We start from the raw sequence: 26,355 nt of genomic DNA, 5'->3' as shown, positions 1-26,355 counted from the left end.
TCCTAAGATTTACAATACGGGAAGTCGGTCTGCATTGCAACGAAAAAATGCTTTAAACTTCTAAAATTTTTGTAATGCGATAAGATGAAACTTCGCTTTTCCCCAAATGGAGGAAATCCTTTTCCATTTCGTATCTTATATCTTCTTCCTGAACAGCCGAAGTTGTACAAGACAGGATAGAAAGGATAGGAAGGATACGAATATGAAGGAACAGAAAATAAGTAGGAAAAATTCCGGTAAAACAATGCAATTAAGTACCAGAATGTCTTTGACATTGGGGCTTTTTTCTACTTTTGTATTGGTGGTTTTCGGCTATACGATGATTCACCTGAGTAAGCAATATATCAGTAAGAGCATTGACGGAAACATGACGGATAAAGCGTACATGGCTTTCAATGATGTAGATAATATTATTGTGAAAGCGGATATTCTGGCAAAAAGCATTCGGGACGGAATCAGCTCGACGTATGAAGGGGCAGGTTCCGGAGAGAGTGAAGTGTGGAATATCGTAACAACGGACGGAACCGCAGTACGAACTGAACCGACGGAACTCGGCACCTTCCGTTCCAGAGTGCGGAATGTTCCTGTTTCAAAAAGTCAGTATGTTGTAGAGGGAAGTTTACTGAATTCTCTTTTTTCCGCAATCAACAGTAATGATGATGTATCCGGAGTGGGCGTTTACTTTGCACCGGACGGATTTATTAAGGGCGCAAGTGACTACTCTTTATACATTACCAAAGAGGGAGCGAAAGAAAGAAAGCTGGAGACAACGGATGCTTCTTATCAGGAAAGCGAGAATTATAAGACACTTCAAGAGACAAAGACAAAGGTAATCCGTACAATTCCCGAAAATGCGGATCAGCATATTTTTTCTGTGGAAGAACCGATTTTGGTAAAGGATGAATTTAAAGGATTCGTAAAGGTAGATATCACTTTGGACAGCTTTGAAATCCTTCATCAGGAGGATGAGCGTTTTCCTTCTTTAAGTGTAAGCCTCGCGGATAATAATGGAATCATGCTTTATTCCATGCAAAAAGAGAATATCGGGAAAGAATTTAAGGATACCGTTTCGGAAAAAAGCTATGAGGATATCAGTAAGGGGATGGAACGTGCCAGAACCTTTACTCTGATGACCGGTGGAGGAAAAGAGGGAAGAGTCAGAAGATTTTTAACGCCTATCGAAATAGGAGGAAATGACTGGTGGATTATGGTTGACCTGTCCGGCCAGGAATACGATAAAGCCAGAAATGAACTGATTGTGATTTCCACCATTTTAACTATTTTAGGTGTAATTCTTTTGGCAAGTGTTACCCACATCCTGATTAAGAGGGCTTTAAAGCCTTTGAAGAAAATTTCGGAAGCCGGGCTTTTGGTTTCACAGGGTAATTTCGATGTTTCCATTTCCTATCAGAAAAAAGACGAAATCGGAGATCTCTCCGAAAGTATGATTGAAATCATGGATCGAATCCGTTCCATTATTGCCGATCTGCAGGAGAAGCTGGCAGAGCTTGCCAAGGGAAATTATCGGGTGGATATGTCCGATGAAAAGTATTATCAGGGAGCATATTATCCTCTTTTAAATTCTCTTCGGGAAATCAGTAAAGACTTATCCAACACCATGAGAGGAATTGTGAATTCTGCAAATCAGGTATCTTTAGGTGCGGAGCAGGTAAGCAATGCCTCACAGACTTTGTCTCAAGGTGCTACGGAGCAGGCTTCTTCCATTGAGGAATTATCGGCCACCATGGACGACATTTCCGGAAAAATCAGCAATACGGCCAAGGTTTCCGAAGAAATGGCGAAGTTAAGCAATGAGAGTGAAAAGGCGGTTTTACTGAGTAATCAAAAGATGAGTGATATGTCCAAAGCAATGCAGGATATCACGGAGAAGTCCAATGAAATCAGTAAAATCATTAAAACGATTGATGATATTGCTTTCCAGACCAATATTCTTTCCTTAAATGCGGCAATTGAGGCGGCACGTGCCGGAGCGGCAGGAAAGGGATTTGCCGTTGTAGCGGATGAAGTTGGAAACCTGGCACAGAGATCGGCAAAAGCTGCGCAAAATACCAGTGATTTAATTGAAGAAACGATTGACGCGGTTAGCAAGGGAGCTAAAATTTCAGAAGAAACGGCAGCTTCTCTGGAGATTGTTTCCGCGCAAAGCAAAAAAATCAATACTATTATTACCGAAATCTCCGCTTCCTCTGAGGAACAGGCGAAGGGAGTAAAGCAGGTCAGCCTCGGCATCGAGCAGATTTCCTCTGTAGTACAGAGTAATTCCGCGACTGCGGAAGAGAGTGCGGCCTCTGCGGAAGAGCTCTATGGTCAGGCAAATCTTTTGAATGATTTGATGAGAAACTTTAAGTTACAGGACGTAAAGGTAGAAAAGGAAGTCAAGGAAGAGGAAGGCTCTGTTTCTGCGGAAGCTCCTGAAGAAAAAGAGGAGATAAGAGTTGCTTCAAAAGAAGAGCCTAAGGCGGAAAAAGAGCAGACGGAAAAGGCAGTAAAGCCATTAGCTCCCGGAAAAGAGAAGAAAGAAGATTCGAAGCCGGTTTCCGCACTGAAGGATAAAAAGAAAGAAGTTAAGCCTGTATCGAGTGTAAAAGAAACCAAAGAAGAGGCCCTACCGGAAGCGCCTGTGAAGGAAGAGAAAAAACTGCTGCCGAAGCCTGTTGCTAAAAAGTCTCCAAAGAAGAAAGAAGAAAAGCAGGAGGACTTTGACCTGAATTCCGTGGAAGAAGGCATTGACTTAATGACCATTCCCGAACCCAAAGCGCCTCCCAAGACTTATGAAGGTATGGAGAATCGGAACTGGACGGTGGATTCTTTCGGAAATGATAAGTACTAGAGGATAAAACAATGTAGAGACAGTTACGAATTATTGTAGAGCTGTTCTTAAAGAGGAGGACTTCTGCCCGTTTAACAGAACGGGTGGAAGTTTTTTTCTTTACGAAAAAAGTCATGGTATAATAAAGAACCGTACGAAATACAGTAGAGACTCCCTTTTTGAATAGAATAAGGAAGGACAGAAGGAGGAAAATATCATGCAATTTAATTTCACCGATATCATAGACCGCCACGGAAAGGATGCTACCGCGATTGACGGAATCGGGAAAATGCCCGCTGCTCCCGCGGCACCGAAAGAGGGATTTGATGCGATTCCAATGTGGGTAGCGGACATGAACTTTGCCGTTCCTCCCTGTATACAGAGAGCGATGACAGACCGGATTATGCATCCTTGCTTCGGCTATTTTCAGCCGAGTGAGGCTTATTATGACGGCATTATAGAATGGCAAAAGACACAAAATGCCGTGGAGGGCCTAAAACCGGAAAATATTTCCTATGAGAATGGTGTCCTGGGCGGACTGCTTTCCGCGTTAAACATTTTTTGCTCAAAGGGAGACAAAGTCCTGGTACATTCGCCGACTTATATCGGATTTACAAAGAGTCTGATTAACAACGGTTATACGATTGTTTCCAGTCCTTTATATCGCGATGAAGAGGGAATCTGGAGAATCGATTTTTCAGATATGGAAAAGAAGCTGCGAGAGGAAAAAATTCATGCTTCCATTTTCTGCTCTCCGCATAATCCCTCCGGCAGAGTTTGGGAGAAGTGGGAACTGGAAAAGCTGATGGCGCTTTATGAGAAGTATGATGTACAGGTGGTTTCCGATGAGATTTGGTCGGACATCATCATGCCGGGTTATCGGCATATTCCGACACAATCCGTAAGTGATTATGCAAAGATGCACACAATTGCCTTATATGCACCGTCCAAGACCTTTAATCTTGCCGGTCTGGTCGGCGCTTATCACATTAGCTACAATAGGACCTTACAGGACAGGATGGAAAAGGAATCCTCTCTGAGCCATTATAATACGATGAATGTGCTGTCCATGCATGCGCTGGTCGGCGCTTATTCGGAAGAAGGCAGAGCATGGCTGAGGGAGCTTTTGGCAGTACTTTCCGAAAATAGGGATTATGCCTGCGACTTTATGGAAAAAAATTTGCCGGATCTTTCCGTTATGAAAGCACAGGGAACCTACATGCTTTTTATTGACTGTGGAAAATATCTGGAAAAGAAGAATATTTCCTTAGAAGACTTGGAAAAAAGAATGTGGGACTGTGGTGTTGGCGTACAGGATGGAAAAATGTTCCACGGGCAGACCCATATCCGTATGAATCTGGCCCTTCCGAAGAGCAGAGTGGAGGAAGCATTTCGAAGATTAAAGGAATATGTCTTTGTGTAAGAAGTGAAGAAAAAAGATTGACAAGCAAAGAATATATGATAATATATTCATATGTTAATATTACATTGAAGTGGTAAGCCTCACTTTATTGCAGTGTTCTGCCTTCATAAACAAAAAGACAGAAAAGCAGGGAAATTAGAGAAAAAGAGAAAAGGAGGATAGGTGGCAGGCAAAGTACAAAAAATAAAAGATTGGAAGGGCAGCGAGCAGAAAGGCACTCTTAAGCTGCAAGAGGCGGAGGTACCGAGAGCTGCTTTAACGGATGCGATTTCGGAGGACATCCTCTGTGACCTTGCAGAGCTCTTCAAAGTCTTTGGAGACTCTACCAGGATTAAGATTCTGTATGACCTTTTTTCCGGGGAGAAAAATGTTACGGAAATTTGTCGGGATTTGGAAATGAACCAGTCCGCAGTATCGCATCAGTTGAAAATTCTTCGTACGGCAAAACTCGTACAGGGAAGAAGAGAGGGAAAAAGCATAGTTTACGCTCTCGCGGATGAGCATGTGAAGATGATTATTGCGATGGGAATAGAACACACTGAGGAATAAAGGAGAGAGAATATGAAAAAGAAATTTGAATGTGAAATCGATTGTGCGAATTGTGCGGCACTGGTGCAGGATGCGATTAATAAGATTGAAGGAGTGCAGTCTGCAAAGGTAAACTTTCTGATGCAGAAATTTACTTTAGAGGCGGAGGATGCACGCTTTGAGGAGATTTTAACGGAGGCAATCCGAATCGGGAAGACGATAGAGCCGGATTTCAAGGTTCTTGGAGTGTAGTCCTTGTATGTGAAGGGGTATTTACGAAGTTGCCGGGGTGAAAGCTGTATTGTAAGGGATAAGGGGAGAGAAGATGTCGGAGAAGTTGAAAAAAGAAAGAAGCCGTGTCGGTATAGCGTTGGCTTTATTTTTAGGACTCATGATTATAGAGAAAATGAAGTTGATTTCCATTCTGAACGAGCATCCTATTTACTTCCTTCCGCTCTATCTTTTGCCTTATTTTATCAGTGGCTATGATGTGGTACGGGAATGTATTCTGGGAATTAAAAATCGTCGCCCCTTTGATGAAGCCCTGCTGATGACTATTGCGACAGTCGGAGCCTTTTTTGCCGGAGAATTTGCGGAAGCGGTTGCAGTCATGGTTTTTTATCAGGTCGGGGAGCTTTTTCAAAGCTATGCCGTGGGACAAAGCCGTGCCTCCATTAAAGAGCTGATGAACATTGTTCCGGAATACGCCAATGTAGAGAGAGCGGACGGCAGTGTGGAAACCATCGATCCGGACGAGGTGGAAATCGGAGATATTCTTCTCATTAAAGCAGGAGAAAAGGTACCGGTAGACGGGATTGTGCGGAGTGGAGAAAGCATGATTAACACTGCGGCGCTTACCGGCGAGTCCGTACCGCGCTCCGTTTTTCCCGGAGAAAATATTATTTCCGGCTGTATTAACGGTGAAGGTCTTCTTCGAGTAGAAGCCACCAAATGTTTTGAAGATTCCACGGTATCGAAGATTTTGGAACTTGTGGAGGAGGCTTCGGAAAAGAAGTCGAAGACGGAAAACTTTATTACCCGTTTTGCACGGTTTTACACTCCTATTGTGGTATTTTCCGCGTTGGCACTGGCCATCCTTCCAACGCTTATTATGTTTGTCGGCGTTACGACAGGGGCTCTTCCCAAAGAAATCTGGCAGGCTCATCCCCCTATTACTTGGTTATACCGTGCCTGTACCTTCCTCGTTGTTTCCTGCCCCTGCGCTCTGGTCATTTCGGTTCCTCTCTCCTTTTTCGGTGGAATCGGTGCAGCGTCCCGGGAAGGAATTTTGGTAAAGGGTTCTAATTATTTAGAGCTTATTTCCAAACTTTCCGTTTTGGTGACGGATAAGACGGGGACCCTGACTAAAGGGAACTTTGCGGTGGAAAGGTTATGTCCGGCGGAAGGCGTTTCCGAAGAAGAGCTTCTTTTTGCAGCAGCATCAGCAGAAAACGGTTCAACGCATCCTATTGCGAAGTCCATTTTGTTAGCTTATCAGGAGGGGGATTTCGTAAGACGAGAACTTCTTATCCCGAAAGAGACGGAAAACCGGAGCGGTAAGGGACTTATTGCGAAGGTGGAGGACAGTCAGATTTTGGTAGGAAGCGGAAGACTTATGGAGGAGTTCCGGATTTCTTACTCCGAAGAAGAAGCGGAAAGTGCCACCGTCTGTCATGTGGCAAGAGACGGTGCATATCTCGGAAAGATTACGATCGCCGATGAGATAAAAGAGAGTAGCCGGGAAGCTATTTTGAAAATGAAGATGGAGGGTGTCAAGGAAGTCGTGATGCTGACCGGAGACAGCAAACCGGTTGCGGAAGAAGTAGGAAGAGCTCTGGGAGTGGACCGGGTTTACAGTGAACTTCTGCCTGCCGGAAAGGTGGAAAAGGTAGAGGAACTTTTGAAAAGCCTCGAGAAAAATGGAAAACAGGAGGGATATCTGGCGTTTGTGGGAGATGGGATTAACGATGCGCCGGTACTTTCCAGATCCGACGTGGGGATTGCCATGGGAGGCATGGGATCCGATGCTGCAATTGAGGCGGCGGATATTGTCATTATGGATGATGACCTGGTAAAGATTCCGAGAGTCATTTCCATCGGAAGAAGAACTGTTCGAATTGCGACGGAAAATATCGTTTTCGCTCTCGCTATTAAGATTCTGGTGTTGCTTCTCAGTGCCTTTGGCCTTGCCAATATGTGGGCTGCGGTTTTTGCGGATGTAGGAGTAACCGTAATCTGTATCGTGAATGCTATGCGTTTGTTAAAAAGATAATCGGAAAAGGGTCGGAATTATACTTACGGCAAAGATAATTTAGCAAGACTACGCTGAATTTTAAATCATTGGATGACGAGATTTCAAAAGAGGAAGTAAGGCGAAGAGATGGAAAAGAAACTGGATTTTTTCTATATTGGAGACTCCTACGGGGGAAACCAGGATTGGTGCTTGGATCATATGATGCAGCTGGGAGGTTGTGCAGCTATCACAGCCTGCGACAGTGCTCTTTATTTTGCCTTGCATCATGGGAAAACATCCTTGTATAAAGGAGATTTGGAGAAGCCGGATCAGGATGAATATCTTTACTTTACAGAAGAAATGAAGGAATATCTCCATCCACGCTGGTGCGGCATTGATAAACCGGAGATTTATGTCGAGGGATTTACCCGTTTTTTGGAGGATAAGGGGGAGAAAGTTACAATGACCGTTCTTCCCGGTACGGCAGACGAAAGAGAGGCGGAAGAGCGGATTATGGAGCAGATTGAAAAAGATTTGCCGGTTCCCATTCTGATTTTAAATCATGAAAATCCCGCTATGGAGGATTATGTTTGGCATTGGTTCTTGCTGATTGGATATCGTTATGAAGGGAAAAATGCACTATCGGAAGAAGGTCGTTTTCAGGTGCAAACACTGACCTACTCCGAAGCAAAGTGGGTGGACTTCCGAAGTCTTTGGAATACGGGAAGAGAGGAAAAAGGAGGTATCATCCTTTACTCATTATGACAGAAAAGAAAAAATCCGGCCTGCGGAAAGTCCCGCAAGCCGGATTTTTTTCACTCTTTTACAGCATCAATTGGTCGCTTAAACTGATGAATTTCTTCATTTCTTCCGTCATCCATTTGTCCTTGTGATAGAAGAGCTGACGATACATGGTCAAATGAAAATCCTTCACTTCCAGTTGCCTGAGGCTTCCCTCTTCGAGATCTTTCTGCACCGCATAATAGGGTAAGAAAGAAATCGCCTTGTTCTCCTTTATCAATTCTATGATGACGTCCGTATTTCTGGTTTCAAAGAATGGACGAATCGATAAATGCTGCGATGCCAATTCCTGCTCCAATGCAAAACGATAATTGGAATCTCGTTCTGTTAAAAAGAAGGGCAGATTTAAAAGCTCCGGAAGAAGATATTCTTTTTTCTCCGGTAAATCCACATCTTTTGCCGCAACAAAAATTACCGATTCCGGTTCTTCCAGGGTTTTCTCCCAGTTTTGTCCATACACCTTCTGGTCGATATAGTATGCCAAGTCTATCTGGTTGTGATCCAACATATCATTTAATTCTTTTGGCGTGCCGGATCTGATTTCCAAGGAGATAGAGGGATAGTGACGATAGAAGTAGGTAATGACCTGCGGTAATTTAAAGTTCAATAAGGACTCCAGAGTACCGATGCGCAATTTGTGATCGCGCACTATGGTAGTGCCTAAAATCGTGTGTACATCATCTACCTTCCTCAAGATTTCATTGGCATAAAGAAGGAACTTTTTTCCGGGTGGGGTCAACTCTACGTGTCTGCCAACCCGATCGAAAAAACGGGTATTGAACTCAAGTTCCAACTGACGAATCTGGATGGTTACTGCAGCCTGGGTATACCCCAAAGCCTCCGCCGCCTTCGAGAAGCTTTGCAACTCAACGATTTTAATAAAAGAATGCAGCTGTCTAATTTCCATGATGTCATACCTCCACGCATTGTCCTTTCATTATATACTTCCATTTTGGCTTTTTGTTAAAATAGAAGTATAAAATTTATTTTCGATTAGTGCAAATTACTTATAAATGCATAGTTTAAGAATTTTTGCATAGTATTCAAATGTATTTTATCACAAATCTTAACAATATAAAAGTAACGCTTTTATGAACTCTTGGCCAATTTTCCTAATTCTTGACCAATACAGACTGCTAAAAAAGATTTTTAAAAGAGGCTTTTCCCTTTTTAGTCTTTGACAGAGAAAATCCAAGAGAGTATGATAGGGAACGGCAAATTTTCAAGAAAGAGAGGGAAAATATTTTCGGCCGATTTAAAAGAAGAAGGGAGACGCGGTGAAAGAGCAAATGAAGACAATGAAGAAGTTCGGTGAAGAGGCTATTTTTGATGCAAGGTCCTTAGGAGGATGGCGATTCTTTGTTTTGGGATTCCAGCACCTCTTTGCTATGTTCGGCGCTACGGTATTGGTGCCCTTACTGACGGGATTATCCATTTCCAGTACTTTACTTTTTGCAGGGCTGGGAACCCTCCTGTTTCACTTTATTTCGAAAAAGAAGGTACCGGCATTTTTAGGCTCCTCGTTCGCGTTTTTGGCAGGCTATATGAGCATTGCTCCAAACAAGGAACCGGAACTCCTTTTATATGCGTGTTTCGGTGTTGCCCTGGCAGGCCTTATGTACCTCGTTCTGGCCTTTGCCTTCCGTATTTTTGGCGCAGGAAAGGTTATGCGCTTTTTCCCTCCGGTAGTGACGGGACCGATTATCATAGCTATCGGCTTAAATCTTTCTAAGTCTGCAGTGGAAAACTGCTCGAGTAACTGGGGCTTGGCTTTGACCGCCATTGTTGTTGTCATCTTCTGTAATATTTTCGGAAAAGGGATGGTGAAAATCATTCCGATTCTCCTGGGAGTTGTTGTATCCTATCTCTTTGCTGCGGTTCTCGGCTACATTAATTTTGAACCGGTGGCGTCGGCATCCTGGTTCGGTTTTCCGGTACAGTATGAGCGGACGGTATTTTCCTTATTTACAAGCGGAAATCTGGATCCTGCATTACTTTTCAGCAGTTGCTTAACCATTATCCCCATCTCCTTTGCGACGATGATGGAGCATATCGGAGATATCTCTGCGATTTCCTCTACAGTCGGAATCAACTACATGAAGGATCCGGGGCTGCACCGTACTCTTACCGGAGACGGTTTGGCAACCACTATGGCCTCCCTTTTCGGTGCACCTGCCAATACAACTTATGGTGAAAATACCGGTGTTTTAAGCCTGACCAAGGTTTATGATCCTAGAGTTATTCGTTTGGCTGCCGTTTTCGCTGTCTTTTTAAGCTTCTGCCCGAAATTCTCCGCAGTGATAGAGGTTATGCCGAGTGCGATTATCGGTGGAATTTCTCTGGTGCTTTATGGTATGATTTCCGCAGTCGGTGTAAGAAATGTGGTAGAGACCAAGGTGGATTTTTCTAAGAGCAGAAACATTATTGTTGCGGCAATGATTTTGGTACTTTCGATAGGAATCAATTATTCCAGTGCAGGCGCTTTGGTATTCCACGTATTCGGCGTGCAGATTGCCTTCTCGGGCTTGGCAACCGGTTCTTTAGTGGGAATTCTCCTGAATGCGATTCTTCCGGATAAGGATTACAAGTTTGAAGAAGATGAGCCGAACGATACCGGCGTGGATTTACAGATTTCACAAGGAAAGAGTTTGCTCTGGGAGCTTGCAGAAAAGGCAAGAAAAGAAGAGGAAAAAAAGCAGTAAGGTATCCTATCGCACGTAGCGAACCTTACGCATAGGGAATAAAAGGGAGTCCCCTACACAGGCGTGGAAGCCTCTGTAGGGGACTTTTTGTAACGTTTTCCGATTTTTTCTTTTTATTTTTTCCGAAGGAGCAGTTCCCCCATCTCTCGTCCGACCTTGCCGCCTTGTGTAAGCGCATCGGAGAGGCTCTTCCCTTCAATCATCTTCACCCTATCTTCGGGAATACCGGCGTCGTGCAAAGAAAAAGTCTTGCTGTTTGAAAAAGCAAGAATCAGATAGTTAGAGTAGTAGAGCTCATCCTTTTGACTGATTGTGTTTTTTACAGTGAGTGTAAAGACAGGAAGGAAGCCCTTTTCGCCGTCCGCTGTTTTATTCTGAATAAGTGGTGCGGGCGAATCCTGAGACATCTTGTTCATAACAGGTATCGTGCATGAAGTGCGTGACATCTCGTTTAGGGAAACGGAGAGAAGTTCCCTGTGAAAGGCTGTCTTTACTTCGTATATATCTATGAGTCTTAGGAACTGCGCTAGAAGTGCTTTTCCCGAAAAAGATTTTCCGGAAAGAGAAAGAGGCTCGGAGTCCGTTAAGAGGGAGCCGCCCGCCTCGGCATTTTTCTCCAGTAGAAGGGTATTCGTTATTCCGAGGTCTGCCATAGCGGAAATGGCGGCGAGCCCGGAGGCTCCGCCGCCAACAACGATACAATCATAGTTCTCAAGCTGTTTGTATTCTTGCATTCTATGCTTTCCTTTTAGTTGTTTGCATCACCCATCATGAACTCGACAACTTTCTTCATATCTTCCGGCTCATGTACAATCAGTTCCAACTCTTTGATATAGGCCTTATCGAGCATCTGAGACATCATAAGCATCTGAGACAGCTTGGACTTCAAATTGATGCGATCTCCTTCTGGAGAAACCAGCTCTACTCTTCCCTTTAAGCCGTTTAAGAGAGAAAATAAACCTTCTACGTTATTGACATTTTCAATTTTCATGGTATTGATATTCCCTTTCTTCAAAAATTATGGCAGAATGAAGTGAATTTTGCCATTGAGCAAGAACGCTGCTCTTATCGATAGAAGCGTCCGAATCGCTTCAACAATAGTACAAAGATGCGGAAAAAGCAAGATAAGTTTATATAGATGATAGTAGGGGAAAAGGCAGCGAAAAAGAGAATAGGAAGTGGAATAGGAAGCGAAAAAGAGAAATAAAAAAATGGAAAAATAGAAGAGAAGCGGATAGAGAAGGAGTGGATAAGGAAATGGATAAGGAAATGGATATGGAAATGGATAAAGAAATGGACAGGGAAGAGCTGGAAGAGTTGGAAGCTTTGCTAAGAAAGAAAAAAGAGAAGGAGTCGGAAGAGGAATGGAAGAAACCGTCTCTTCAGGAGAGTTTCCCGAAGCTTGTGCTCGCGAGCGGATCTCCGAGAAGAATAGAGCTCTTGAAGCTATTGGGCTTTAGCCCTACGGTTTATCCGAGCGGTGCGGACGAGAGCAGCGCGGAGAAAGATCCGGCACTTCTCACACAGCGCCTGGCCTTTTTGAAAGCGGAGGAAGTGCAGAGACATTTTGACAGTGAAACTTTGCTTATCGCTGCGGACACCGTGGTTTTTGACGGAGAAAAAATCCTCGGAAAACCGAAGACGGAGGAAGACGCCTATGCTATGCTTTCCGGCCTGTCGGGGAAGGTAAATTGGGTCTATACAGGGGTTTGCATTTTATACGGAGAGAAAAAAATGGGCTTTTGCGAGAAAACGACCGTGTATCTTTCCAAGATGTCCGATCGGGAAATACGGGAGTATATTGCTTCGGGAGACCCTATGGATAAAGCCGGTGCATATGGTGTGCAAGGCCCGTTCGCACGCTTTGTAAAGGGAATAGAGGGAGATTTTTGTAATGCAATAGGCTTGCCGATTGCCAGACTTTATCAAGCTTTGAAAAGATTTAGAGAGGAACTGTAAGGATTCGGATTTTATGTAGAAGTAAAAATTGGAGAAGAACCGCAATCATTCGGATTTTCATAGGAGTAAAAATGGACGAGAAAAAGAAAAGAAGTAAATTTTCATCAAAACTGGGCTTTGTGCTTTCTGCAGCAGGTTCCGCAGTCGGTCTTGGAAACATCTGGCGTTTTCCTTACCTTGCGGCGCGTTACGGCGGAGGGATTTTTCTTCTGATTTATCTTGTTTTGGTACTCACCTTCGGCTACACCATGATTATAGCGGAGAGTGCAATCGGCAGAATGACCAGAAAAAGTCCGGTTGGTGCTTATGCACACTTTGGGAAGGACTGGATGTTCCGCTTTGGCGGCTGGATCAATGCGATTATTCCGATTCTGATTGTCCCCTATTATTCCGTTATCGGCGGCTGGGTTTTGAAGTACCTTTTTGCTTATCTGCAAGGGGAAGAGACGGCCGTTGCAACAAGTGAATACTTTGGCGGCTTTATCGGGAATGGAGTGCAGGCGGAATTTTGGTTTGTCATTTTTACCTTCTTGGTAATGCTGATTATCTTTATGGGAGTGGAAAACGGAATCGAAAAGGTCTCCACTTTCATGATGCCCGTCCTGGTTTTACTTGCCGTTGTTTTGTCCATTTACGCTGTTACCAGACCGGGCGCTTTTTCCGGTGTGAAGTACTTTCTCATTCCGCATGCAAAGAATTTTTCCTGGATGACCGTGGTGGCAGCCATGGGACAGATGTTTTATTCCCTTTCCATTGCAATGGGCATTCTGGTAACTTTCGGCTCCTATATGAAATCCGATCATTCCATCGAAGAATCTACGGGAAATGTGGAAATTTTTGATACGGCAATAGCGATTCTTGCCGGTCTTATGATTATCCCTGCTGTATTTGCCTTTTCCGGCGGAGACCCGAAGGTCTTAAAAGCGGGACCGTCTCTCATGTTTATTACCATGCCGAAAATCTTTGCCAGCATGGGGTTTGGAAGGATTGTGGGCTTTCTTTTCTTCCTCTTGGTTTTCTTTGCGGCGCTCACTTCCGCCATTGCCTTGGCGGAAAGCGCGGTTTCCACTTTCCAGGATGAGTTAAAATGGAGCAGAAAACGCGCAACTCTGGTTTTGGCTATCATTATGGTTTCGCTTGGCACTTTAAGCGCATTGGGCTATGGTCCGCTTTCCGGAATTACGCTGATCAAGGGTATGCAGTTTCTGGATTTCTTTGACTTCTTAACGAATTCCGTGATGATGCCGATTGCCGCGATGGCAACCTGCCTCTTGGTAGTTCGTGTTATTACCGTAAAGGGGATAGCGGAAGAAGTGGAAAAAAATGGAGCCCCCTTTAAGAGGAAAGCCGTTTTCAATTTTATGATTAAATATCTTTGCCCCTTCTTTGTCGCGATTATTTTGTTTAGTTCTGTGGCAAGTGTGCTGGGATGGATTAAGTTTTAAAAGAAAAAGACAAATTTTTAAATTCAAGCAATGAGTCGAGAGAAAATGGGCAAAGATAAGGAGGAAAGAACATGGAATTGGGCTTGAAAGGAAAAGTAGCAGTAATAACCGGAGGCAGTAAAGGAATCGGATATGCTACGGCTAAGGAGTTTTTGAAAGAGGGCGCAAGTGTAGCAATTTGCGCGAGGAATCAAAAGGAGATAGAGGAAGCGGCGGAAACGCTCGGAAAGTTTGGCCCGGTTTACGCGGAAACAGTGGATGTTTCCAAAGGAGACGAAATTTACGGCTTTGCACAGCATGTTTTTGAACACTTCGGAAGACTAGATGTCTGGGTAAATAATGTAGGTACGACAGGCTATAAGAAGGCGGATGAGTATGATGAAGAAGAAATCAATCTCATGGTGGATACCTGCTTTAAGTCTGTAGTCTATGGCTGTCAGGCTGCCTTTCGCTACATGAAAAACACCGGTGGGGCCATTGTGAATGTCAGCTCCCTTGCGGCGCGTTGTTCCTCTGCAGGACGAAGCACCTTATATGGCCCGTTAAAGTCTGCAATTAACAATTTGACAAATACCTTTGCCGGAGAATATTGTGCGAATCATATTCGCGTGTGTTGTATTATGCCCGGCTTTACGGCAACTCCCTTGGCAAAGGCGGCTATTTCGGAAGAGGAGTTACAGAAAAATGCCATGGGAACCCTGCTTAGACGGATGGCTGAACCGGAAGAAATTGCAAAGCCGATAGTATTTTTAGCATCCGATGCCGCAAGTTATATGACCGCAACTACCATAGAGGTGTCAGGCGGCAGGAGCATGACATTGAATCCAAGCTTTGCCTATGACCGTTTAAAAGAGGACGTAGAATAAGCGGATATTTATTCCACTTCCCCGGTGATATACATGGTCATTCTGGCCGTACAAAGGAGCTTCTCTTCCTTGTCTCGAACGGTGACATCCTGCACAACGGTTGTTCTTCCCTTGTGCAGGGAGTTGCACTCAATATAAAGCGTGCCGACGCCTGCCGGGCGGACATAATTGATATTTCCGGAGAGGGTGACATTGGTCACGCCGTAGGCGTAGGCAGTCATGCCGGAAACCATATCACAGAGCGTGTAAAGCGCGCCTCCATGCACTGCCCCATAGTGGTTCAGCATCTTTTCCGTGATTTCTATTTTGAAAAGACTGTGACCCGGCTCGATTTCTAAAAGCTCTATTCGGTCGAATCCGGAGAGGTCCTGCATGTGCGCACGAATTCCTTCCATTATTTTCTCATTCATCATTTTGGACATCATTTTCCCTTATCCTTTGCCCTTCCCTTTTCCCCTTATAAATGCTATATTGTCGGAGGATAATATAGCGTATTTTTATGAGGAAATATAGAGGTAAAACATGATTGCTGCAAGTAATGTAACCTACAGAGTGGGGAAAAAGGCCCTCTTTGAGGATGTAAACATCAAATTCACGGAAGGAAACTGCTACGGGGTAATCGGCGCGAACGGTGCCGGAAAGTCTACCCTCTTAAAGATTCTTTCCGGTGCTCTGGAGCCCACCTCCGGAGAGATTATCCTGACTCCCGGACAGCGCTTGTCCGTTCTCGAGCAGGATCAGTTTAAATATGATAATTATTCCGTTTTGGACACGGTAATCATGGGCAATAAGCGCCTCTATGAAGTGATGAAGGAAAAGGATGCCCTCTATGCGAAGCCGGATTTTTCCGATGAAGACGGCATTCGTGCAGCAGAGCTGGAAGGCGAGTTTGCGCAGATGGACGGGTGGAATGCGGAAGCGGATGCGGAGACCATGCTAAACGGTCTGGGAATCGAAACGGAGCTGCACCATAAGATGATGAATGAGCTGAAAGGATCCGAGAAGGTGAAGGTGCTTCTTGCGAAGGCCCTTTTCGGAAATCCGGATATCCTTCTTCTCGACGAGCCGACAAACCACTTGGATTTGGTTTCCATTGAGTGGCTCGAGGACTTCCTGATTAACTTTGAAAATACCGTCATCGTAGTCAGCCATGACCGTTATTTCCTGAATAAGGTTTGCACCAATATTGCCGATATTGACTACGGAAAAATCACCCTCTTTGCCGGAAACTACGACTTCTGGTTTGAGTCTTCTCAGCTGATTGTCCGTCAGCAGAAGGAAGCCAACCGAAAGAAGGAAGAGAAGATCAAGGAATTGCAGGAATTTATCCAGCGTTTCTCTGCGAATGCCTCCAAGTCAAAGCAGGCGACTTCCAGAAAGCGTGCCTTGGAGAAGATTGAGCTCGATGACATTAAGCCGTCTTCCAGACAGTACCCCTATATCCAGTTTAAGCCAAACCGGGAAATTGGAAATGATGTTCTGGAAGTCAATAACCTGACAAAGACCATTAACGGCGTAAAGGTTTTGGACAATATCAGCTTTATCTTAAATCGTACCGATAAAGTGGCTCTTGTAGGCCCGAACGAGCTTGCAAAGACAGTACTGATGCAGATTCTTGCAGGGGAAATGGAGCCGGATTCCGGAGACTATAAGTGGGGCTTAACCACCAGCCAGTCCTATTTCCCGAAGGACAATACCAAGGAATTTGATTCCGAGGACACCATTGTAGAGTGGCTTACCCAGTACTCCCCGGACAAGGATACCCAGTTTGTTCGCGGTTATCTTGGCAGAATGCTCTTTAAGGGAGATGACGGCGTGAAGAAGGTCAACGTCCTTTCCGGAGGAGAGAAGGTGCGTTGCATGCTTTCGAAAATGATGATCTCAGGTTCCAATGTCTTGATTTTGGACGAGCCGACCGACCACTTGGACATGGAAGCGATTTCCGCCTTAAACGACGGCTTAAAGAACTTCCCGGGAGTCATCATCTTTGCTTCTCGTGACCATCAGGTTGTGGAAACCACTGCAAACCGCATCATGGAAATCATTGACGGAAAGCTGATTGATAAGCTCACCACCTATGATGAGTACCTGGCATCCGATGAGGATATCAAGAAGAGATTTACCTATACCGTATCTGAGGATGATGCGGGAGATAACTAAAACAGGCTTAAAAAGATGTCATAGAAAAGGAGCTGTAAAAATCAAGGAAATTTTCTAAATTATTTTGATTTTTACAGCTCCTTTTTTGAATAGTCATCTTATTTCAAGGCAGTTTTTGTCCTATAACCTTATAGCTAGGGAATGAGTAGAGGTAATTTTGATGAAAGAATCGGTAGAAAACAAACTGAATAACATTCATGAACTGGAATTTACCCTATTTTGTATTGAAAGTTTAGCAGAAGCTTTGCATAAGGATGGAGCAAGAGTTTATCAGGAGCTTAGTAGTGGAAAGAACTTTTTGCAGAACTATATCATACCGGAATACGAGGTGCTTCATACGCAAGGAAAAGAATATATCCTTCAGGAGCTTTTGTCTGTGATGAAAGAATGGGGGGTAAAGCTATGATTCTCTATCATGGTTCCAATTTGGCTATTCCTAAGCCGGATATTCTACATTCCAGACCCTATGTGGATTTTGGCAGGGGATTTTATGCGACTCCGTTGAAAGAGCAAGCAGAACAATGGTGTAAGCGTTATAAACGACAGGGGAAAGAAGCTGTATTGTCCATATATTCTATGGATGAAAGGAAAATGGCCGAAAGAAAGCTTTTGTCTTTCGGTACCTATTCTTTGGATTGGCTGAATTTTGTAGTGCAGTGCAGGAGTGGACAGGATAAAAGTGACTACGATATTGTGATTGGCGGAATTGCAAATGACAAGGTGTTTAATACGGTAGAGCTTTATTTTGACCATTTGATTGATGAAGAAGAGGCAATTAAAAGGCTTCGTTATGAAAAGCCTAACATCCAGTATTGCTTTCGTACAGAAGAGGCTCTTCCTGTATTGCATTATGAAGGGAGTGAAATCCTATGAATGCTCATCCCGTTCTTTTACAAAAAAAATACGCCCGCATTATAGCAGGCTTTGCAGAGAAAGAAAAAATGTCTTTAGAAAATGCCTTGGATTTTTTTTATAAATCTGAGCTGTATCAACTTATAAGCCAAGGCATTTCCGATATGCATTGCAGGAGTGACTTATATCTGATTGATGAGCTGGAAGAAGAATATAAAATTAGTAAAAAGAGCGAACAGGCGAATTAAGCCTATTGCTCTTCTTTCCAATGTAATCGGTGCAGCGCCCCTTCCTTTTTCAGGCTCTTAAAATCCTGTTGCCGTAAGGTTTCATAGAGAATAATAGCCACGGAGTTCGAGAGATTCAAGGAACGGGCTTCTTCAAGCATGGGGATACGGATACAATGCTCCTCATTTTCCACCAAAATTTCCTCCGGAATACCGGCGGATTCCTTTCCAAACATAATGTAGTCATTTTCGGAAAAAGAGACCTCCGTATAAGTTCTTTTTGCCTTAGTGGTCGCATACCAGATTTTGGGAGGGGAAACGGAATTTTGCTCCTCCGCTATATCTTTCAGGAAATCTTCGTAGCTTAAGTGCTCCTTGAGCTTTAAGTGTTCCCAATAGTCCATGCCGGCTTTTTTGATGTTTTTGCTGTTCAAAATAAAGCCGTAGGGCTTAATCAGGTGGAGCCTTGTGCTCGTAGCGACGCAGGTGCGCCCAATGGCTCCGGTATTAAAGGGGATTTCCGGTTCGTGCAGTACAATGTTCATATTCTTTATCCATTCTTTGCTTCTTTTCGTTTGGCCAGTTTCTCTCTTGCTTTTTTTGCGATTTCTTCTATAGACAGATGTCCGATGGCCTGGTATTTTACGGTATCATATTCGTTTCCGCTCTGCTTCGCTTTTATCGAGTCGCTTCTGCACCAGTAAGGGCAGTGTGCACGAGAGTCGGTATCTTGCAGCCTTGTGAGATCATCCTCATCAAAGTTGGCCATACAGCCCGCTTCATCTTCGTCCTCATCGTAAGAATAATTTCTGCAATCGTTGCAGTCCTCAAAATCATTCATTTTTACTTCCTCTTTCCGTCTGCCGCCTTCTCTTTCTTTCGTTCCGCGGGGCTTCTCCAGGTTTCGGGGTCACCCTTTACCGAGGGGCAGAGGTCATTCAAATAACAAAGCTCGCACTTCGGCTTTTGAGAAGTGCAAAGAGTACGACCCAGAGCAATGATATGCGTATTCCAACGAATCCAGAATTCCTCCGGGAGTACGTCCATAAGCTGAAATTCCGTCTTAGTCGGATCGGAAGAATCGGCAAGACCCAATCGATTTGAAATCCGTTTTACATGAGTGTCCACAACGATAGAGGGAATATGAAAAATATTTCCCAAAATAAGGTTTCCCGTCTTCCGACCGACACCGGGGAGGGCCGTAAGAGAATCGATATCCTTCGGAACCTCGCCCCCGTACTCTTCGACAAGAACCGTTGCGCAGGCCTTGATGTTCTTTGCTTTGTTATGGTAAAAGCCTGTGGAATGAATGTCCTCTTCCAGCTCTTTTAAGTTGCAGGAAGCGAAGTCCTCCAGACTTTTATATTTCTGAAAGAGTTTTTCCGTCACCATATTGACTCTGGCATCGGTACACTGCGCCGATAAAATGGTGGCGAAGAGCAGCTGCCAGGCATTTTTCGCCTGCAAAAAAATCATGGGGTGATCGCCGTAGTGTGCATCGAGCCTTTCCATAATCTCCCGAACGCGGGCTTCTCTTTTCTTTTTACTTTCTTTTGCAATAAACATAGGGTGTGATTCCTCGAATGTATACTATTTAGCAATAAATAATCCTTGCTCTTTCCGACTGTTTAACAGGAAAAATTTAACGCCGGAGCATTTCCCTTTACAAATCCAGAGAAATATTCCTTCCGGTGGCCTGATATTGATAATAGCGCACACCTGCAGCGTCCAGCATTCTCTTGGAGGCCCGAACAGACGGGGTATCGGCATATTTGTCTTCCCTATATACAAGGGTTTTGATTCCGGACTGGATAATGGCCTTTGCACATTCATTACAGGGGAAAAGATTCACATAAATTTTTGCACCGTCCAAAGATCCGCCGCGGTAATTTAAAATAGCGTTCAGCTCCGCGTGGGTAACATAAACGTATTTTGCATTATAGGGATCGTGCTCCGCCCGGATTTTCGTCCAAGGGAAAATATCATCGGAACAGCCTTTCGGAAAACCGTTGTATCCCATGGAAAGAATCTTGTTATCTGCGGAAACAATGCAGGCACCAACCTGGGTGGAAGGATCTTTGGAACGAAGAGCGGACAGCTCCGCTATCCCCATAAAATATTCATCCCAAGAAATATAGTCGGATCTTTTTTCACTTTCACTCATCCCGATTCCTCACTTTCTTCTCTTTTTTATTTTTAGGATAATGCGTATCGGTCAAAAAGGAATTGTTCATGATTCTACCATTTTTAGACTTCGTTTTACAGACTAAACGGGGAATATATTTTAATTCTTCTCTTGCATTTTAAACAAATCGTTGTATTCTATAGTTGTAGTTCTTCAGGGCGGGGTGTGATTCCCCACTGGCGGTAAAGTCCGCGACCTGCATTTGCAGCTGAATCGGTGCGATTCCGATACCAACAGTATAGTCTGGATGAAAGAGGAGCGAGTTAGACGGATGTTTCAGCCCTGCACTTTTGGTGTAGGGCTTTTTTGTTCATAACGAGTATCGTGCATAAAGCGTGCAATATCTTGTTCATAACGAGTATCGTGCACAAAGTGTGCGATATCTCGTTTAAGAGGGATACGCGGCCTTCCGACAAAAAACGTTCAGTCAATCGCTTTCTACGAATGAAGAGGTTTGTTTTTTAGAAAGTAGAGGATGAAAATGAGTAAGATTGGCAAGACGGAACTTAGCGGAACGATGAGCGGAGGAAGCATGAACAGGGAAAGAATCGGTAATTTAGCGATTACAGGAATCTTGGGGGCGATAGCCTATATTTTAATGTGGCTGGAATTTCCCATTCCCATCATGCCCCCTTTTATTAAGTTTGATTTTTCGGATTTTCCGGCACTGCTTGCCGCATTTTCCATGGGGCCGATTGCAGGCATTATGGTGGAACTGATTAAAAATGTTTTGCATTCCTTCAGCTCCGGATCCTTCGGTGTGGGAGAATTGTCCAATTTTATTTTGGGAGCAAGCTTTACCGCAGTTGCAGGCTTCGTTTATCAGAAAAATAAAACCAAGAAAGCGGCTGTGCTCGGTGCAGTTCTTGGGGCTTTAGTGATGGCTTTGGTGTCTTATCCTTCCAACTTATTTGTAGTATATCCTTTCTACTATAATTTCATGCCGAAGGAGACGGTTCTTTCCCTTTATCAAGTCATTCTTCCCTCGGTGCAGAGCATGGAGCAGGCATTGCTTATCTTCAATTTACCGTTTACCTTTGTGAAGGGCCTAATTGATGTTCTCCTTTGCCTTCTCTTATACAAGGGGCTTTCTCCCATCTTGCATCAGTTTAGAAGATAGTATTCCGATTTTTAAACAAATATGTCGGAATAATTTATAAGATTTCCTTGGTAAAATCTTATTTGCGGGGTAGAATAGGAAAAGTACGAATTTTTAGGCAAATACAGATTTTACGGATGGGAAAGGGAAGATGACAGAAAAAGAGTTCATGGAAGAAGACTATCGGAAGAAGATGGAAGAACATCATCGAAAGATGGAAATAAGAAGAGAAAAAAGAAGGCAACAAAGGAATTTCCATATTTTTCTCGGTATTTTGATACCCGCTCTTCTTATTCTTACCTTCGTGGGACTTCGTTTTGCTTTGCCTTATATGGAAGATCATAATCTCCTATCCTTCGGAAAGAAAACGGGACCGTCCTGGGAGAAAGAAGTAGAACCCCTGTCCTCTGGGAGCGATATTACGATTAATCAAGGCCCGGAAGAAAGTACAGAGGAACCGTTATCGGAAAAGGAAGAAGCCTTGCAGGCAGCGGAGCTTTTTGCAAAGCAGTATGACTATGACAAGGCGATTGAAAGCTTACAGGCTTTGGGCACGGAGGACAGTTCCGTTTCGGACAAAATCGCGGAATATGAGGCGGAAAAAGAGAAGCTTGTCCCGGCGGATATGGATCAGATTACCCATATTTTCTTCCACATCCTGATTACCGATACGGATCGGGCTTTAAAGGACACCCGACAGGGAAGGCAGTATAATTCTGTCATGACCACTATTCCGGAGTTTAAAGAAATCATTAAAGAAATGTATGAGCGCGGCTATGTGATGGTGCACATGCACGACATAGCGGAGATGCAGGAGCAAGCTGACGGAACCAAGAAAATGGTGAAGAAGCAGATTCTGCTTCCGGAGGGAAAGAAGCCCTTTGTGATGTCGGAAGACGATGTAAATTACTATATCTATATGCAGGGCTCCGGCTTTGCAGACAAAATGGTTCTGGACGAGGACGGAAAGCCCAAGCTGCAGTATACGGATAAGGATGGAAATGTTTCTGTAGGAGATTATGATATTGTGCCGATTTTGGATGAATTTGTGGAAGAACATCCGGATTTTGCATATCATGGGCACAAAGCGATTCTTGCCTTTACCGGGTACAACGGGGTGCTCGGTTACCGTACGGATGAGACCTTTGATCCGAATTCCTCCGCACTGGATCCGAAGAATAAGGCCAATCCGAATATAGAAGAGGATAAAGAAACGGTAAAGAAAATCACGCAGGTCCTTAAGGAAGACGGCTATGAATTTGCTTCTCATTCCTGGGGGCACATTAACTTTACGAATCGCAGTTTGGAAGATATCAAACGAGATACGGACCGTTGGAAAAGAAATGTAGAGCCGCTTTTGCCGGATTCCTGTGACATTTTATTGTATCCGTTCGGCGCGGATATCGGAGATTGGCATCCGTATAAAAAAGGGGGAGAGAATGGAAAATACGACCTTCTGGAGGAGGCCGGTTTCCGCTACTTCTGCAATGTGGATTCTACTCAGATTTGGATGCAATACGGAGACCAATTCTTAAGACAGGGAAGAAGAAATATTGATGGCTATCGCTTATATGAATCATATAGCGGAAAAGCGGATCGAGTTTCCGATTTATTTGATGTAAAGAAGGTTTTTGACACGAGGAGACCGACCCCGATTTCCTGGGAAGATTAAGGCTCTTCGGTGTAAAGAGAAGTTACTTAGATTAGAAAATAGAGAAATAGGGAGGCAATGGGAATGATTTATTTGGACAATGCGGCAACAACCGCCTTATCCGAGACGGCAGGAAAAGCCATGGAGCCCTACTTTTCGGATCTTTACGGAAATCCTTCTTCCAGTTATCGTTTCGGACAAGAAGCGAAGAGAGCAATAGAGGCCGGCCGACAAGCCCTGGCCTCTTTTCTTCATGTCTCTCCGCGAGAAATCTATTTTACCGGAGGGGGGACGGAAAGCGACAACTGGGCTCTCTTATCCCTATTGGGATGGGGAGAGAAAAGTCCTAAGCATTTGCTGACCAGTACAATCGAACATCCTGCAATCCTTCGGACTGCCTCTTTCTTGGAAAGTCTGGGGGTAAACGTCAGCCGGATTCCGGTAGATGCCAAAGGTTTTCTTAATTTGGAAGCTTTGGAGAACGCATTGAAGCAGTCTGAGAACACAACTTGTCTTGTCTCCGTCATGGCTGCCAATAACGAAATCGGTACTTTGCAGAATCTGCAGGAAATCGGCTCTCTTGCCCATCGGTATGGCGCTCTTTTCCATACCGATGCAGTGCAGGCCTTCGGGCAGATTCCGATTGCTGTTGAAGAAATGGGGATTGATTTGCTTTCCGCAAGCAGTCATAAAATTCACGGTCCGAAGGGAGTCGGCCTTCTTTATATCCGAAAAGACCTAAAGCTTCCCGCTTTATTGCATGGTGGCGCACAGGAGAGAGGACTTCGTGCCGGAACGGAAAATGTTCCCGGAATAGTCGGTTTCGCCGCAGCAGCAAGGGAGGCCTTTTCCACAATGGAGGAAAGAGGCAGAAAGAAAGTTGCCTTACGGAATTTATTTTTCAAAAGACTTCTGGAAGAAGTCCCCGGGGTAGAAATTAGCGGGGTGAATCCTCTGGAAAAAAGAGAAGCGGATTTTCCGGCAGAAAATACGTATTCTTCCCTTCTACAGGAGCGCCTCCCCGGAAATGTTCACGTCTGCATTCCCGGGATAGAGGGACAAAGCCTTTTGATGCTCCTTGACCAAAAGGGAATTTGCGCAAGCAGCGGCTCAGCCTGTGCCAGCGGTTCTTTAGATCCGAGCCATGTACTCCTGGCTATCGGAAAAAGTCATGAAGTGGCATTCTCCGGCCTTCGTTTGAGCCTGGAAGAAAGCCTCACCGAGGAAGAACTGGAGTATACGGTGGAGGCAATCAAAGAAGCGGTGGAAAAATCCCGTTAAAAAGTGAAAGGAAGATTTCTCGTAAAACCGTCATCGTTATAAAGTGTGTAATCTTTCGGATCGGCATCATAGCAAAGGAATTTCAGGCTTGCATAGTCCAGTTCCGCAGTGGTTTTTGCCGGTTTAATGAGGGGAAGAACATGCCCTTTTCGGAGGAAAAGAATCGTCTCGAAAAGCCTGCATTCTACATAGTGTGTTCCTGCAGGGAGGATTTCTTCCGTATAATCATTCCATGCCTTGAAACGAAGCAGCTTCATGCTTTCCGGGAGATATACGGTTCTTCCGTTATGGTTCTGCTCTACTACGGGAGCGAGCATAATGCTTTCTCCAACTACAACCTGGTCTTCCACTTCATAGGCTCTGGAGTCTTTTGACCATATAAAGGAAAGAGGACGGAAATACATTCCATTCTTTACTGCGGCCTTCATGAATTCACTGTAGATATAGGGAATCAGGGCATAGCGCAGTTCAATGATTTTCCGGAAGGACTCCAGGTTTTGGAATTGATACAGCTCCTGCAGTCTTGTTCCCGCACAGGCATGGTTCCGGTAAAGGGGAGTAAGGATAGCCAAACTCAACCATCTTGCCATCAGGTCTTCCGTACAGTCTGCGCCAAAGCCGCCTATGTCCGATCCCGAATAGAGGAAGCCGCACATATTTAAAGCGGGCATTTGTTGCAGAGAAAGCAGAAGATGGGACCACCAGGATTTATTATCGCCTGTCCATACTCCGCCGTAACGGTGCATGCCGATGTAACTGGAACGGGAGAAGAGCAGAATGCGCTTATTGGGCTCCATTTTCCGTAGCGCCTCTCCTGCGGCTTTTGTCATATAAAATCCGAAAAGGTTATGCACCTTATCGTGTCTTATGCTTTGCCCTTCATGCTCATGATAGAAACGCCTGTAATCGGCAGGGTTGTTTCCCAGAGTGGAGACCAGATTTGTGAATGCAAAATAGGATTGAATATCCAGGTTTTCATTTTTGTACTTTTCTATCTCTTCAAAGACTTCCTTTAAACGATCTTCCGTGTAGAAAATTGCGGGTTCATTCATATCATTCCAGAAGCCGTCAATTCCTTGCTCTAAGAGAAATTGATATTTGTGCCCGAACCAGTTTTGGACTTCGGGTTTAAAAAAGTCGGGAAAATGAACTCGTCCCGGCCATACAGCGGCAACCAGTCGTTCTCCATTTTCTTTTTTTACAAAATAATCCTTTTCACAACCCTCTTCATAGGTTTCGTACCCCTCTTCCATTTTTACGCCGGCATCAATGATGGGTACCAGATGGACATGGCTTTTCCGCATTTCTTCTACAAAGTCGGAAAAATGGGGGAAGCTTTCGGTGTTTACGGTAAAATCTTTATAACGCTCCATATAATCAATATCAAGGTAGATGGAATCGAGAGGAACAGAGGCATCTCGATAGCGCTCATAAACCGTGCGAATGTCTTCTTCAGTTTTGTAACCCCATCGACTCTGCCCGAAACCGAAGGCCCATTTAGGAGGAATATAGCTTTGCCCTGTAATAGCTCTGAACTGTCGGACAATTTCATCGGCAGAATCTGCTGTGAAGCGATAAATATCCGCATTTCCGGATTCGGAACAAATGGTGAGTCGGTTGAGCTCCGTGTAGCCGATATCAAAACGAACGGTTCCGGGATCATCTACGAAAATCCCTTCCACTTCCTCCTCTTCGGGCGCAGCCAGGAGGATAAAGTTCTGTGAAGCGTAGAGGGAACGTTTATCCTCGTCATGATTAGGGTCATCCGTATTATTACTGATGTAGATCCATCCCCTTTTGTTCATCCCCCGAACCGTTTCTCCCAAGCCGAATACCCGCATAGACTCCGACAGCGTTTTACTTAAACTGCCGTTTGACGGAGAAATATCCCACCCTGGGAAATCCTTTACGGGAGTTATGTCCATCGTAGGCTTATCCAGCACTGCTCCGGTATGAATCGGATGACCGAATCTGTAATGTTGAATCATATCTTTCCTCTCCTGTTTTTTCTATAAAAATCCTATATCGAGCACAAAACCTATATTGAGCACAAAACCTATATCGTGCATAAAACCTATATCATGCACAAATCTTCCGGTATCTTATCGTTTCC

26 protein-coding genes and 1 riboswitch are annotated in these 26,355 nt (G+C 44.4%); of the genes, 17 read left to right on the top strand and 9 right to left on the bottom strand.

Annotated elements, in window-relative coordinates; genetic code table 11:
• Positions 1-202: 202 nt before the first annotated feature.
• The 6 genes from HMPREF9624_RS10760 to HMPREF9624_RS10735 all read left to right on the top strand — a co-directional run bounded on the left by HMPREF9624_RS10760 (position 203) and on the right by HMPREF9624_RS10735 (position 7,779).
• Positions 203-2,851, top strand: coding sequence for a methyl-accepting chemotaxis protein (locus tag HMPREF9624_RS10760; protein WP_009537774.1), 2,649 nt, complete (start codon positions 203-205; stop codon positions 2,849-2,851).
• A 196-nt stretch (positions 2,852-3,047) separates the two neighbouring features.
• A complete protein-coding gene (locus HMPREF9624_RS10755; protein WP_009537773.1) occupies positions 3,048-4,253 on the top strand; it encodes a MalY/PatB family protein in 1,206 nt (401 codons plus the stop codon).
• 225 nt (positions 4,254-4,478) lie between these two features.
• Positions 4,479-4,802: an ArsR/SmtB family transcription factor gene (locus tag HMPREF9624_RS10750; protein WP_408637226.1), complete on the top strand. Its 324-nt coding sequence runs from the start codon at positions 4,479-4,481 to the stop codon at positions 4,800-4,802.
• A 12-nt stretch (positions 4,803-4,814) separates the two neighbouring features.
• Positions 4,815-5,033: a cation transporter gene (locus HMPREF9624_RS10745; protein WP_009537771.1), complete on the top strand. Its 219-nt coding sequence runs from the start codon at positions 4,815-4,817 to the stop codon at positions 5,031-5,033.
• A 73-nt stretch (positions 5,034-5,106) separates the two neighbouring features.
• Positions 5,107-7,053 (top strand): heavy metal translocating P-type ATPase, encoded by a 1,947-nt coding sequence (locus tag HMPREF9624_RS10740; RefSeq protein ID WP_009537770.1) that lies wholly within the window; start codon positions 5,107-5,109, stop codon positions 7,051-7,053.
• A 108-nt stretch (positions 7,054-7,161) separates the two neighbouring features.
• Positions 7,162-7,779 carry a hypothetical protein gene (locus tag HMPREF9624_RS10735; RefSeq protein ID WP_009537769.1) on the top strand — a complete coding sequence of 206 codons (618 nt, stop codon included), beginning with the start codon at positions 7,162-7,164 and terminating at the stop codon, positions 7,777-7,779.
• Positions 7,780-7,837: 58 nt separating this feature from the next.
• Here HMPREF9624_RS10735 and HMPREF9624_RS10730 read toward each other — a convergent pair whose 3' ends face one another.
• Positions 7,838-8,722, bottom strand: a complete 885-nt coding sequence (locus HMPREF9624_RS10730) for a LysR family transcriptional regulator (protein ID WP_009427803.1) — start codon at positions 8,720-8,722, stop codon at positions 7,838-7,840.
• A 382-nt stretch (positions 8,723-9,104) separates the two neighbouring features.
• On the opposite strand from HMPREF9624_RS10730, the gene HMPREF9624_RS10725 reads away from it, so the two are divergent.
• Entirely contained in the window at positions 9,105-10,517 is a 1,413-nt protein-coding gene (locus HMPREF9624_RS10725) for a uracil-xanthine permease family protein (protein ID WP_195891144.1), read from the top strand.
• A gap of 113 nt (positions 10,518-10,630) precedes the next feature.
• Here the strand turns inward: HMPREF9624_RS10725 and HMPREF9624_RS10720 are convergent, their stop codons facing one another.
• Both HMPREF9624_RS10720 and HMPREF9624_RS10715 read right to left on the bottom strand, forming a co-directional pair.
• A complete protein-coding gene (locus HMPREF9624_RS10720) occupies positions 10,631-11,251 on the bottom strand; it encodes an NAD(P)-binding protein (protein ID WP_009537767.1) in 621 nt (206 codons plus the stop codon).
• Between the two features lie 14 nt (positions 11,252-11,265).
• Positions 11,266-11,508: a hypothetical protein gene (locus HMPREF9624_RS10715; RefSeq protein ID WP_009428166.1), complete on the bottom strand. Its 243-nt coding sequence runs from the start codon at positions 11,506-11,508 to the stop codon at positions 11,266-11,268.
• Positions 11,509-11,774: 266 nt separating this feature from the next.
• Here HMPREF9624_RS10715 and HMPREF9624_RS10710 point away from each other — a divergent pair, with 266 nt between their 5' ends.
• From HMPREF9624_RS10710 to HMPREF9624_RS10700, 3 genes are all read left to right on the top strand, one after another.
• Positions 11,775-12,476 carry a Maf family protein gene (locus tag HMPREF9624_RS10710; protein WP_009537766.1) on the top strand — a complete coding sequence of 234 codons (702 nt, stop codon included), beginning with the start codon at positions 11,775-11,777 and terminating at the stop codon, positions 12,474-12,476.
• 71 nt (positions 12,477-12,547) lie between these two features.
• The gene (locus HMPREF9624_RS10705) at positions 12,548-13,921 is read left to right on the top strand and encodes a sodium-dependent transporter (RefSeq protein WP_009537765.1); all 1,374 of its coding nucleotides are present in this window, start codon (positions 12,548-12,550) and stop codon (positions 13,919-13,921) included.
• Positions 13,922-13,992: 71 nt separating this feature from the next.
• Positions 13,993-14,787 carry an SDR family NAD(P)-dependent oxidoreductase gene (locus tag HMPREF9624_RS10700; protein ID WP_009537764.1) on the top strand — a complete coding sequence of 265 codons (795 nt, stop codon included), beginning with the start codon at positions 13,993-13,995 and terminating at the stop codon, positions 14,785-14,787.
• A gap of 8 nt (positions 14,788-14,795) precedes the next feature.
• Here HMPREF9624_RS10700 and HMPREF9624_RS10695 read toward each other — a convergent pair whose 3' ends face one another.
• Positions 14,796-15,212, bottom strand: a complete 417-nt coding sequence (locus tag HMPREF9624_RS10695; protein WP_009537763.1) for a PaaI family thioesterase — start codon at positions 15,210-15,212, stop codon at positions 14,796-14,798.
• A 97-nt stretch (positions 15,213-15,309) separates the two neighbouring features.
• Here HMPREF9624_RS10695 and HMPREF9624_RS10690 point away from each other — a divergent pair, with 97 nt between their 5' ends.
• The 4 genes from HMPREF9624_RS10690 (at position 15,310) to HMPREF9624_RS10675 (ending at position 18,047) form a co-directional block, all read left to right on the top strand.
• Positions 15,310-16,947 carry an ABC-F family ATP-binding cassette domain-containing protein gene (locus tag HMPREF9624_RS10690; RefSeq protein ID WP_009429692.1) on the top strand — a complete coding sequence of 546 codons (1,638 nt, stop codon included), beginning with the start codon at positions 15,310-15,312 and terminating at the stop codon, positions 16,945-16,947.
• A gap of 160 nt (positions 16,948-17,107) precedes the next feature.
• Positions 17,108-17,353, top strand: coding sequence for a DUF3791 domain-containing protein (locus HMPREF9624_RS10685; RefSeq protein ID WP_009537762.1), 246 nt, complete (start codon positions 17,108-17,110; stop codon positions 17,351-17,353).
• Positions 17,350-17,820: a DUF3990 domain-containing protein gene (locus HMPREF9624_RS10680; protein WP_009537761.1), complete on the top strand. Its 471-nt coding sequence runs from the start codon at positions 17,350-17,352 to the stop codon at positions 17,818-17,820. Before HMPREF9624_RS10685 ends, HMPREF9624_RS10680 begins: the two co-directional genes overlap by 4 nt.
• Complete coding sequence (locus tag HMPREF9624_RS10675) at positions 17,817-18,047, top strand: DUF3791 domain-containing protein (protein WP_009537760.1); 231 nt, start codon at positions 17,817-17,819, stop codon at positions 18,045-18,047. Before HMPREF9624_RS10680 ends, HMPREF9624_RS10675 begins: the two co-directional genes overlap by 4 nt.
• Before the next feature lie 2 nt (positions 18,048-18,049).
• Here HMPREF9624_RS10675 and HMPREF9624_RS10670 read toward each other — a convergent pair whose 3' ends face one another.
• From HMPREF9624_RS10670 to HMPREF9624_RS10655, 4 genes are all read right to left on the bottom strand, one after another.
• Positions 18,050-18,571 (bottom strand): tRNA (cytidine(34)-2'-O)-methyltransferase, encoded by a 522-nt coding sequence (locus HMPREF9624_RS10670; RefSeq protein WP_009537759.1) that lies wholly within the window; start codon positions 18,569-18,571, stop codon positions 18,050-18,052.
• A 5-nt stretch (positions 18,572-18,576) separates the two neighbouring features.
• Positions 18,577-18,867 carry a DUF6472 family protein gene (locus HMPREF9624_RS10665; RefSeq protein WP_009537758.1) on the bottom strand — a complete coding sequence of 97 codons (291 nt, stop codon included), beginning with the start codon at positions 18,865-18,867 and terminating at the stop codon, positions 18,577-18,579.
• Positions 18,868-18,869: 2 nt separating this feature from the next.
• Complete coding sequence (gene nth, locus HMPREF9624_RS10660; protein WP_009537757.1) at positions 18,870-19,592, bottom strand: endonuclease III; 723 nt, start codon at positions 19,590-19,592, stop codon at positions 18,870-18,872.
• 97 nt (positions 19,593-19,689) lie between these two features.
• A complete protein-coding gene (locus tag HMPREF9624_RS10655) occupies positions 19,690-20,190 on the bottom strand; it encodes a deoxycytidylate deaminase (RefSeq protein WP_009429910.1) in 501 nt (166 codons plus the stop codon).
• A gap of 166 nt (positions 20,191-20,356) precedes the next feature.
• Positions 20,357-20,474: riboswitch (FMN riboswitch) on the top strand.
• A 218-nt stretch (positions 20,475-20,692) separates the two neighbouring features.
• Here HMPREF9624_RS10655 and HMPREF9624_RS10650 point away from each other — a divergent pair.
• The 3 genes from HMPREF9624_RS10650 (at position 20,693) to HMPREF9624_RS10640 (ending at position 24,242) form a co-directional block, all read left to right on the top strand.
• The gene (locus HMPREF9624_RS10650; RefSeq protein WP_009537756.1) at positions 20,693-21,331 is read left to right on the top strand and encodes an ECF transporter S component; all 639 of its coding nucleotides are present in this window, start codon (positions 20,693-20,695) and stop codon (positions 21,329-21,331) included.
• A gap of 130 nt (positions 21,332-21,461) precedes the next feature.
• Positions 21,462-22,982, top strand: coding sequence for a polysaccharide deacetylase family protein (locus HMPREF9624_RS10645; RefSeq protein ID WP_009537755.1), 1,521 nt, complete (start codon positions 21,462-21,464; stop codon positions 22,980-22,982).
• A 63-nt stretch (positions 22,983-23,045) separates the two neighbouring features.
• Complete coding sequence (locus HMPREF9624_RS10640) at positions 23,046-24,242, top strand: cysteine desulfurase family protein (protein WP_009537754.1); 1,197 nt, start codon at positions 23,046-23,048, stop codon at positions 24,240-24,242.
• On the opposite strand, the gene HMPREF9624_RS10635 is transcribed toward HMPREF9624_RS10640, so the two are convergent.
• Positions 24,239-26,230, bottom strand: a complete 1,992-nt coding sequence (locus HMPREF9624_RS10635) for a glycoside hydrolase family 31 protein (RefSeq protein ID WP_009537753.1) — start codon at positions 26,228-26,230, stop codon at positions 24,239-24,241. The two genes, HMPREF9624_RS10640 and HMPREF9624_RS10635, sit on opposite strands and share 4 nt — an antisense overlap.
• Positions 26,231-26,355: the final 125 nt, after the last annotated feature.

The sequence above is a fragment of the Oribacterium asaccharolyticum ACB7 genome, from assembly GCF_000238075.1.
Taxonomy (GTDB): domain Bacteria; phylum Bacillota; class Clostridia; order Lachnospirales; family Lachnospiraceae; genus Oribacterium; species Oribacterium asaccharolyticum.
Note: the sequence above shows the minus strand (reverse complement) of the source record. Positions and strands in the feature narration are given on the sequence as shown.

Coding starts and splice junctions, on each gene's coding strand:
- HMPREF9624_RS10675 (WP_009537760.1), top strand. CDS start 17,817: ATGAATGCTCATCCCGTTCTTTTACAAAAAAAATACGCCCGCATTATA.
- HMPREF9624_RS10715 (WP_009428166.1), bottom strand. CDS start 11,508: ATGAAAATTGAAAATGTCAATAACGTAGAAGGTTTATTTTCTCTCTTA.
- HMPREF9624_RS10670 (WP_009537759.1), bottom strand. CDS start 18,571: ATGAACATTGTACTGCACGAACCGGAAATCCCCTTTAATACCGGAGCC.
- HMPREF9624_RS10720 (WP_009537767.1), bottom strand. CDS start 11,251: ATGCAAGAATACAAACAGCTTGAGAACTATGATTGTATCGTTGTTGGC.
- HMPREF9624_RS10635 (WP_009537753.1), bottom strand. CDS start 26,230: ATGATTCAACATTACAGATTCGGTCATCCGATTCATACCGGAGCAGTG.
- nth (WP_009537757.1), bottom strand. CDS start 19,592: ATGTTTATTGCAAAAGAAAGTAAAAAGAAAAGAGAAGCCCGCGTTCGG.
- HMPREF9624_RS10680 (WP_009537761.1), top strand. CDS start 17,350: ATGATTCTCTATCATGGTTCCAATTTGGCTATTCCTAAGCCGGATATT.
- HMPREF9624_RS10725 (WP_195891144.1), top strand. CDS start 9,105: ATGAAGACAATGAAGAAGTTCGGTGAAGAGGCTATTTTTGATGCAAGG.
- HMPREF9624_RS10745 (WP_009537771.1), top strand. CDS start 4,815: ATGAAAAAGAAATTTGAATGTGAAATCGATTGTGCGAATTGTGCGGCA.
- HMPREF9624_RS10705 (WP_009537765.1), top strand. CDS start 12,548: ATGGACGAGAAAAAGAAAAGAAGTAAATTTTCATCAAAACTGGGCTTT.
- HMPREF9624_RS10655 (WP_009429910.1), bottom strand. CDS start 20,190: ATGAGTGAAAGTGAAAAAAGATCCGACTATATTTCTTGGGATGAATAT.
- HMPREF9624_RS10645 (WP_009537755.1), top strand. CDS start 21,462: ATGACAGAAAAAGAGTTCATGGAAGAAGACTATCGGAAGAAGATGGAA.
- HMPREF9624_RS10760 (WP_009537774.1), top strand. CDS start 203: ATGAAGGAACAGAAAATAAGTAGGAAAAATTCCGGTAAAACAATGCAA.
- HMPREF9624_RS10700 (WP_009537764.1), top strand. CDS start 13,993: ATGGAATTGGGCTTGAAAGGAAAAGTAGCAGTAATAACCGGAGGCAGT.
- HMPREF9624_RS10740 (WP_009537770.1), top strand. CDS start 5,107: ATGTCGGAGAAGTTGAAAAAAGAAAGAAGCCGTGTCGGTATAGCGTTG.
- HMPREF9624_RS10665 (WP_009537758.1), bottom strand. CDS start 18,867: ATGAATGATTTTGAGGACTGCAACGATTGCAGAAATTATTCTTACGAT.
- HMPREF9624_RS10755 (WP_009537773.1), top strand. CDS start 3,048: ATGCAATTTAATTTCACCGATATCATAGACCGCCACGGAAAGGATGCT.
- HMPREF9624_RS10685 (WP_009537762.1), top strand. CDS start 17,108: ATGAAAGAATCGGTAGAAAACAAACTGAATAACATTCATGAACTGGAA.
- HMPREF9624_RS10690 (WP_009429692.1), top strand. CDS start 15,310: ATGATTGCTGCAAGTAATGTAACCTACAGAGTGGGGAAAAAGGCCCTC.
- HMPREF9624_RS10640 (WP_009537754.1), top strand. CDS start 23,046: ATGATTTATTTGGACAATGCGGCAACAACCGCCTTATCCGAGACGGCA.
- HMPREF9624_RS10695 (WP_009537763.1), bottom strand. CDS start 15,212: ATGATGTCCAAAATGATGAATGAGAAAATAATGGAAGGAATTCGTGCG.
- HMPREF9624_RS10650 (WP_009537756.1), top strand. CDS start 20,693: ATGAGTAAGATTGGCAAGACGGAACTTAGCGGAACGATGAGCGGAGGA.
- HMPREF9624_RS10735 (WP_009537769.1), top strand. CDS start 7,162: ATGGAAAAGAAACTGGATTTTTTCTATATTGGAGACTCCTACGGGGGA.
- HMPREF9624_RS10710 (WP_009537766.1), top strand. CDS start 11,775: ATGGATAAGGAAATGGATATGGAAATGGATAAAGAAATGGACAGGGAA.
- HMPREF9624_RS10730 (WP_009427803.1), bottom strand. CDS start 8,722: ATGGAAATTAGACAGCTGCATTCTTTTATTAAAATCGTTGAGTTGCAA.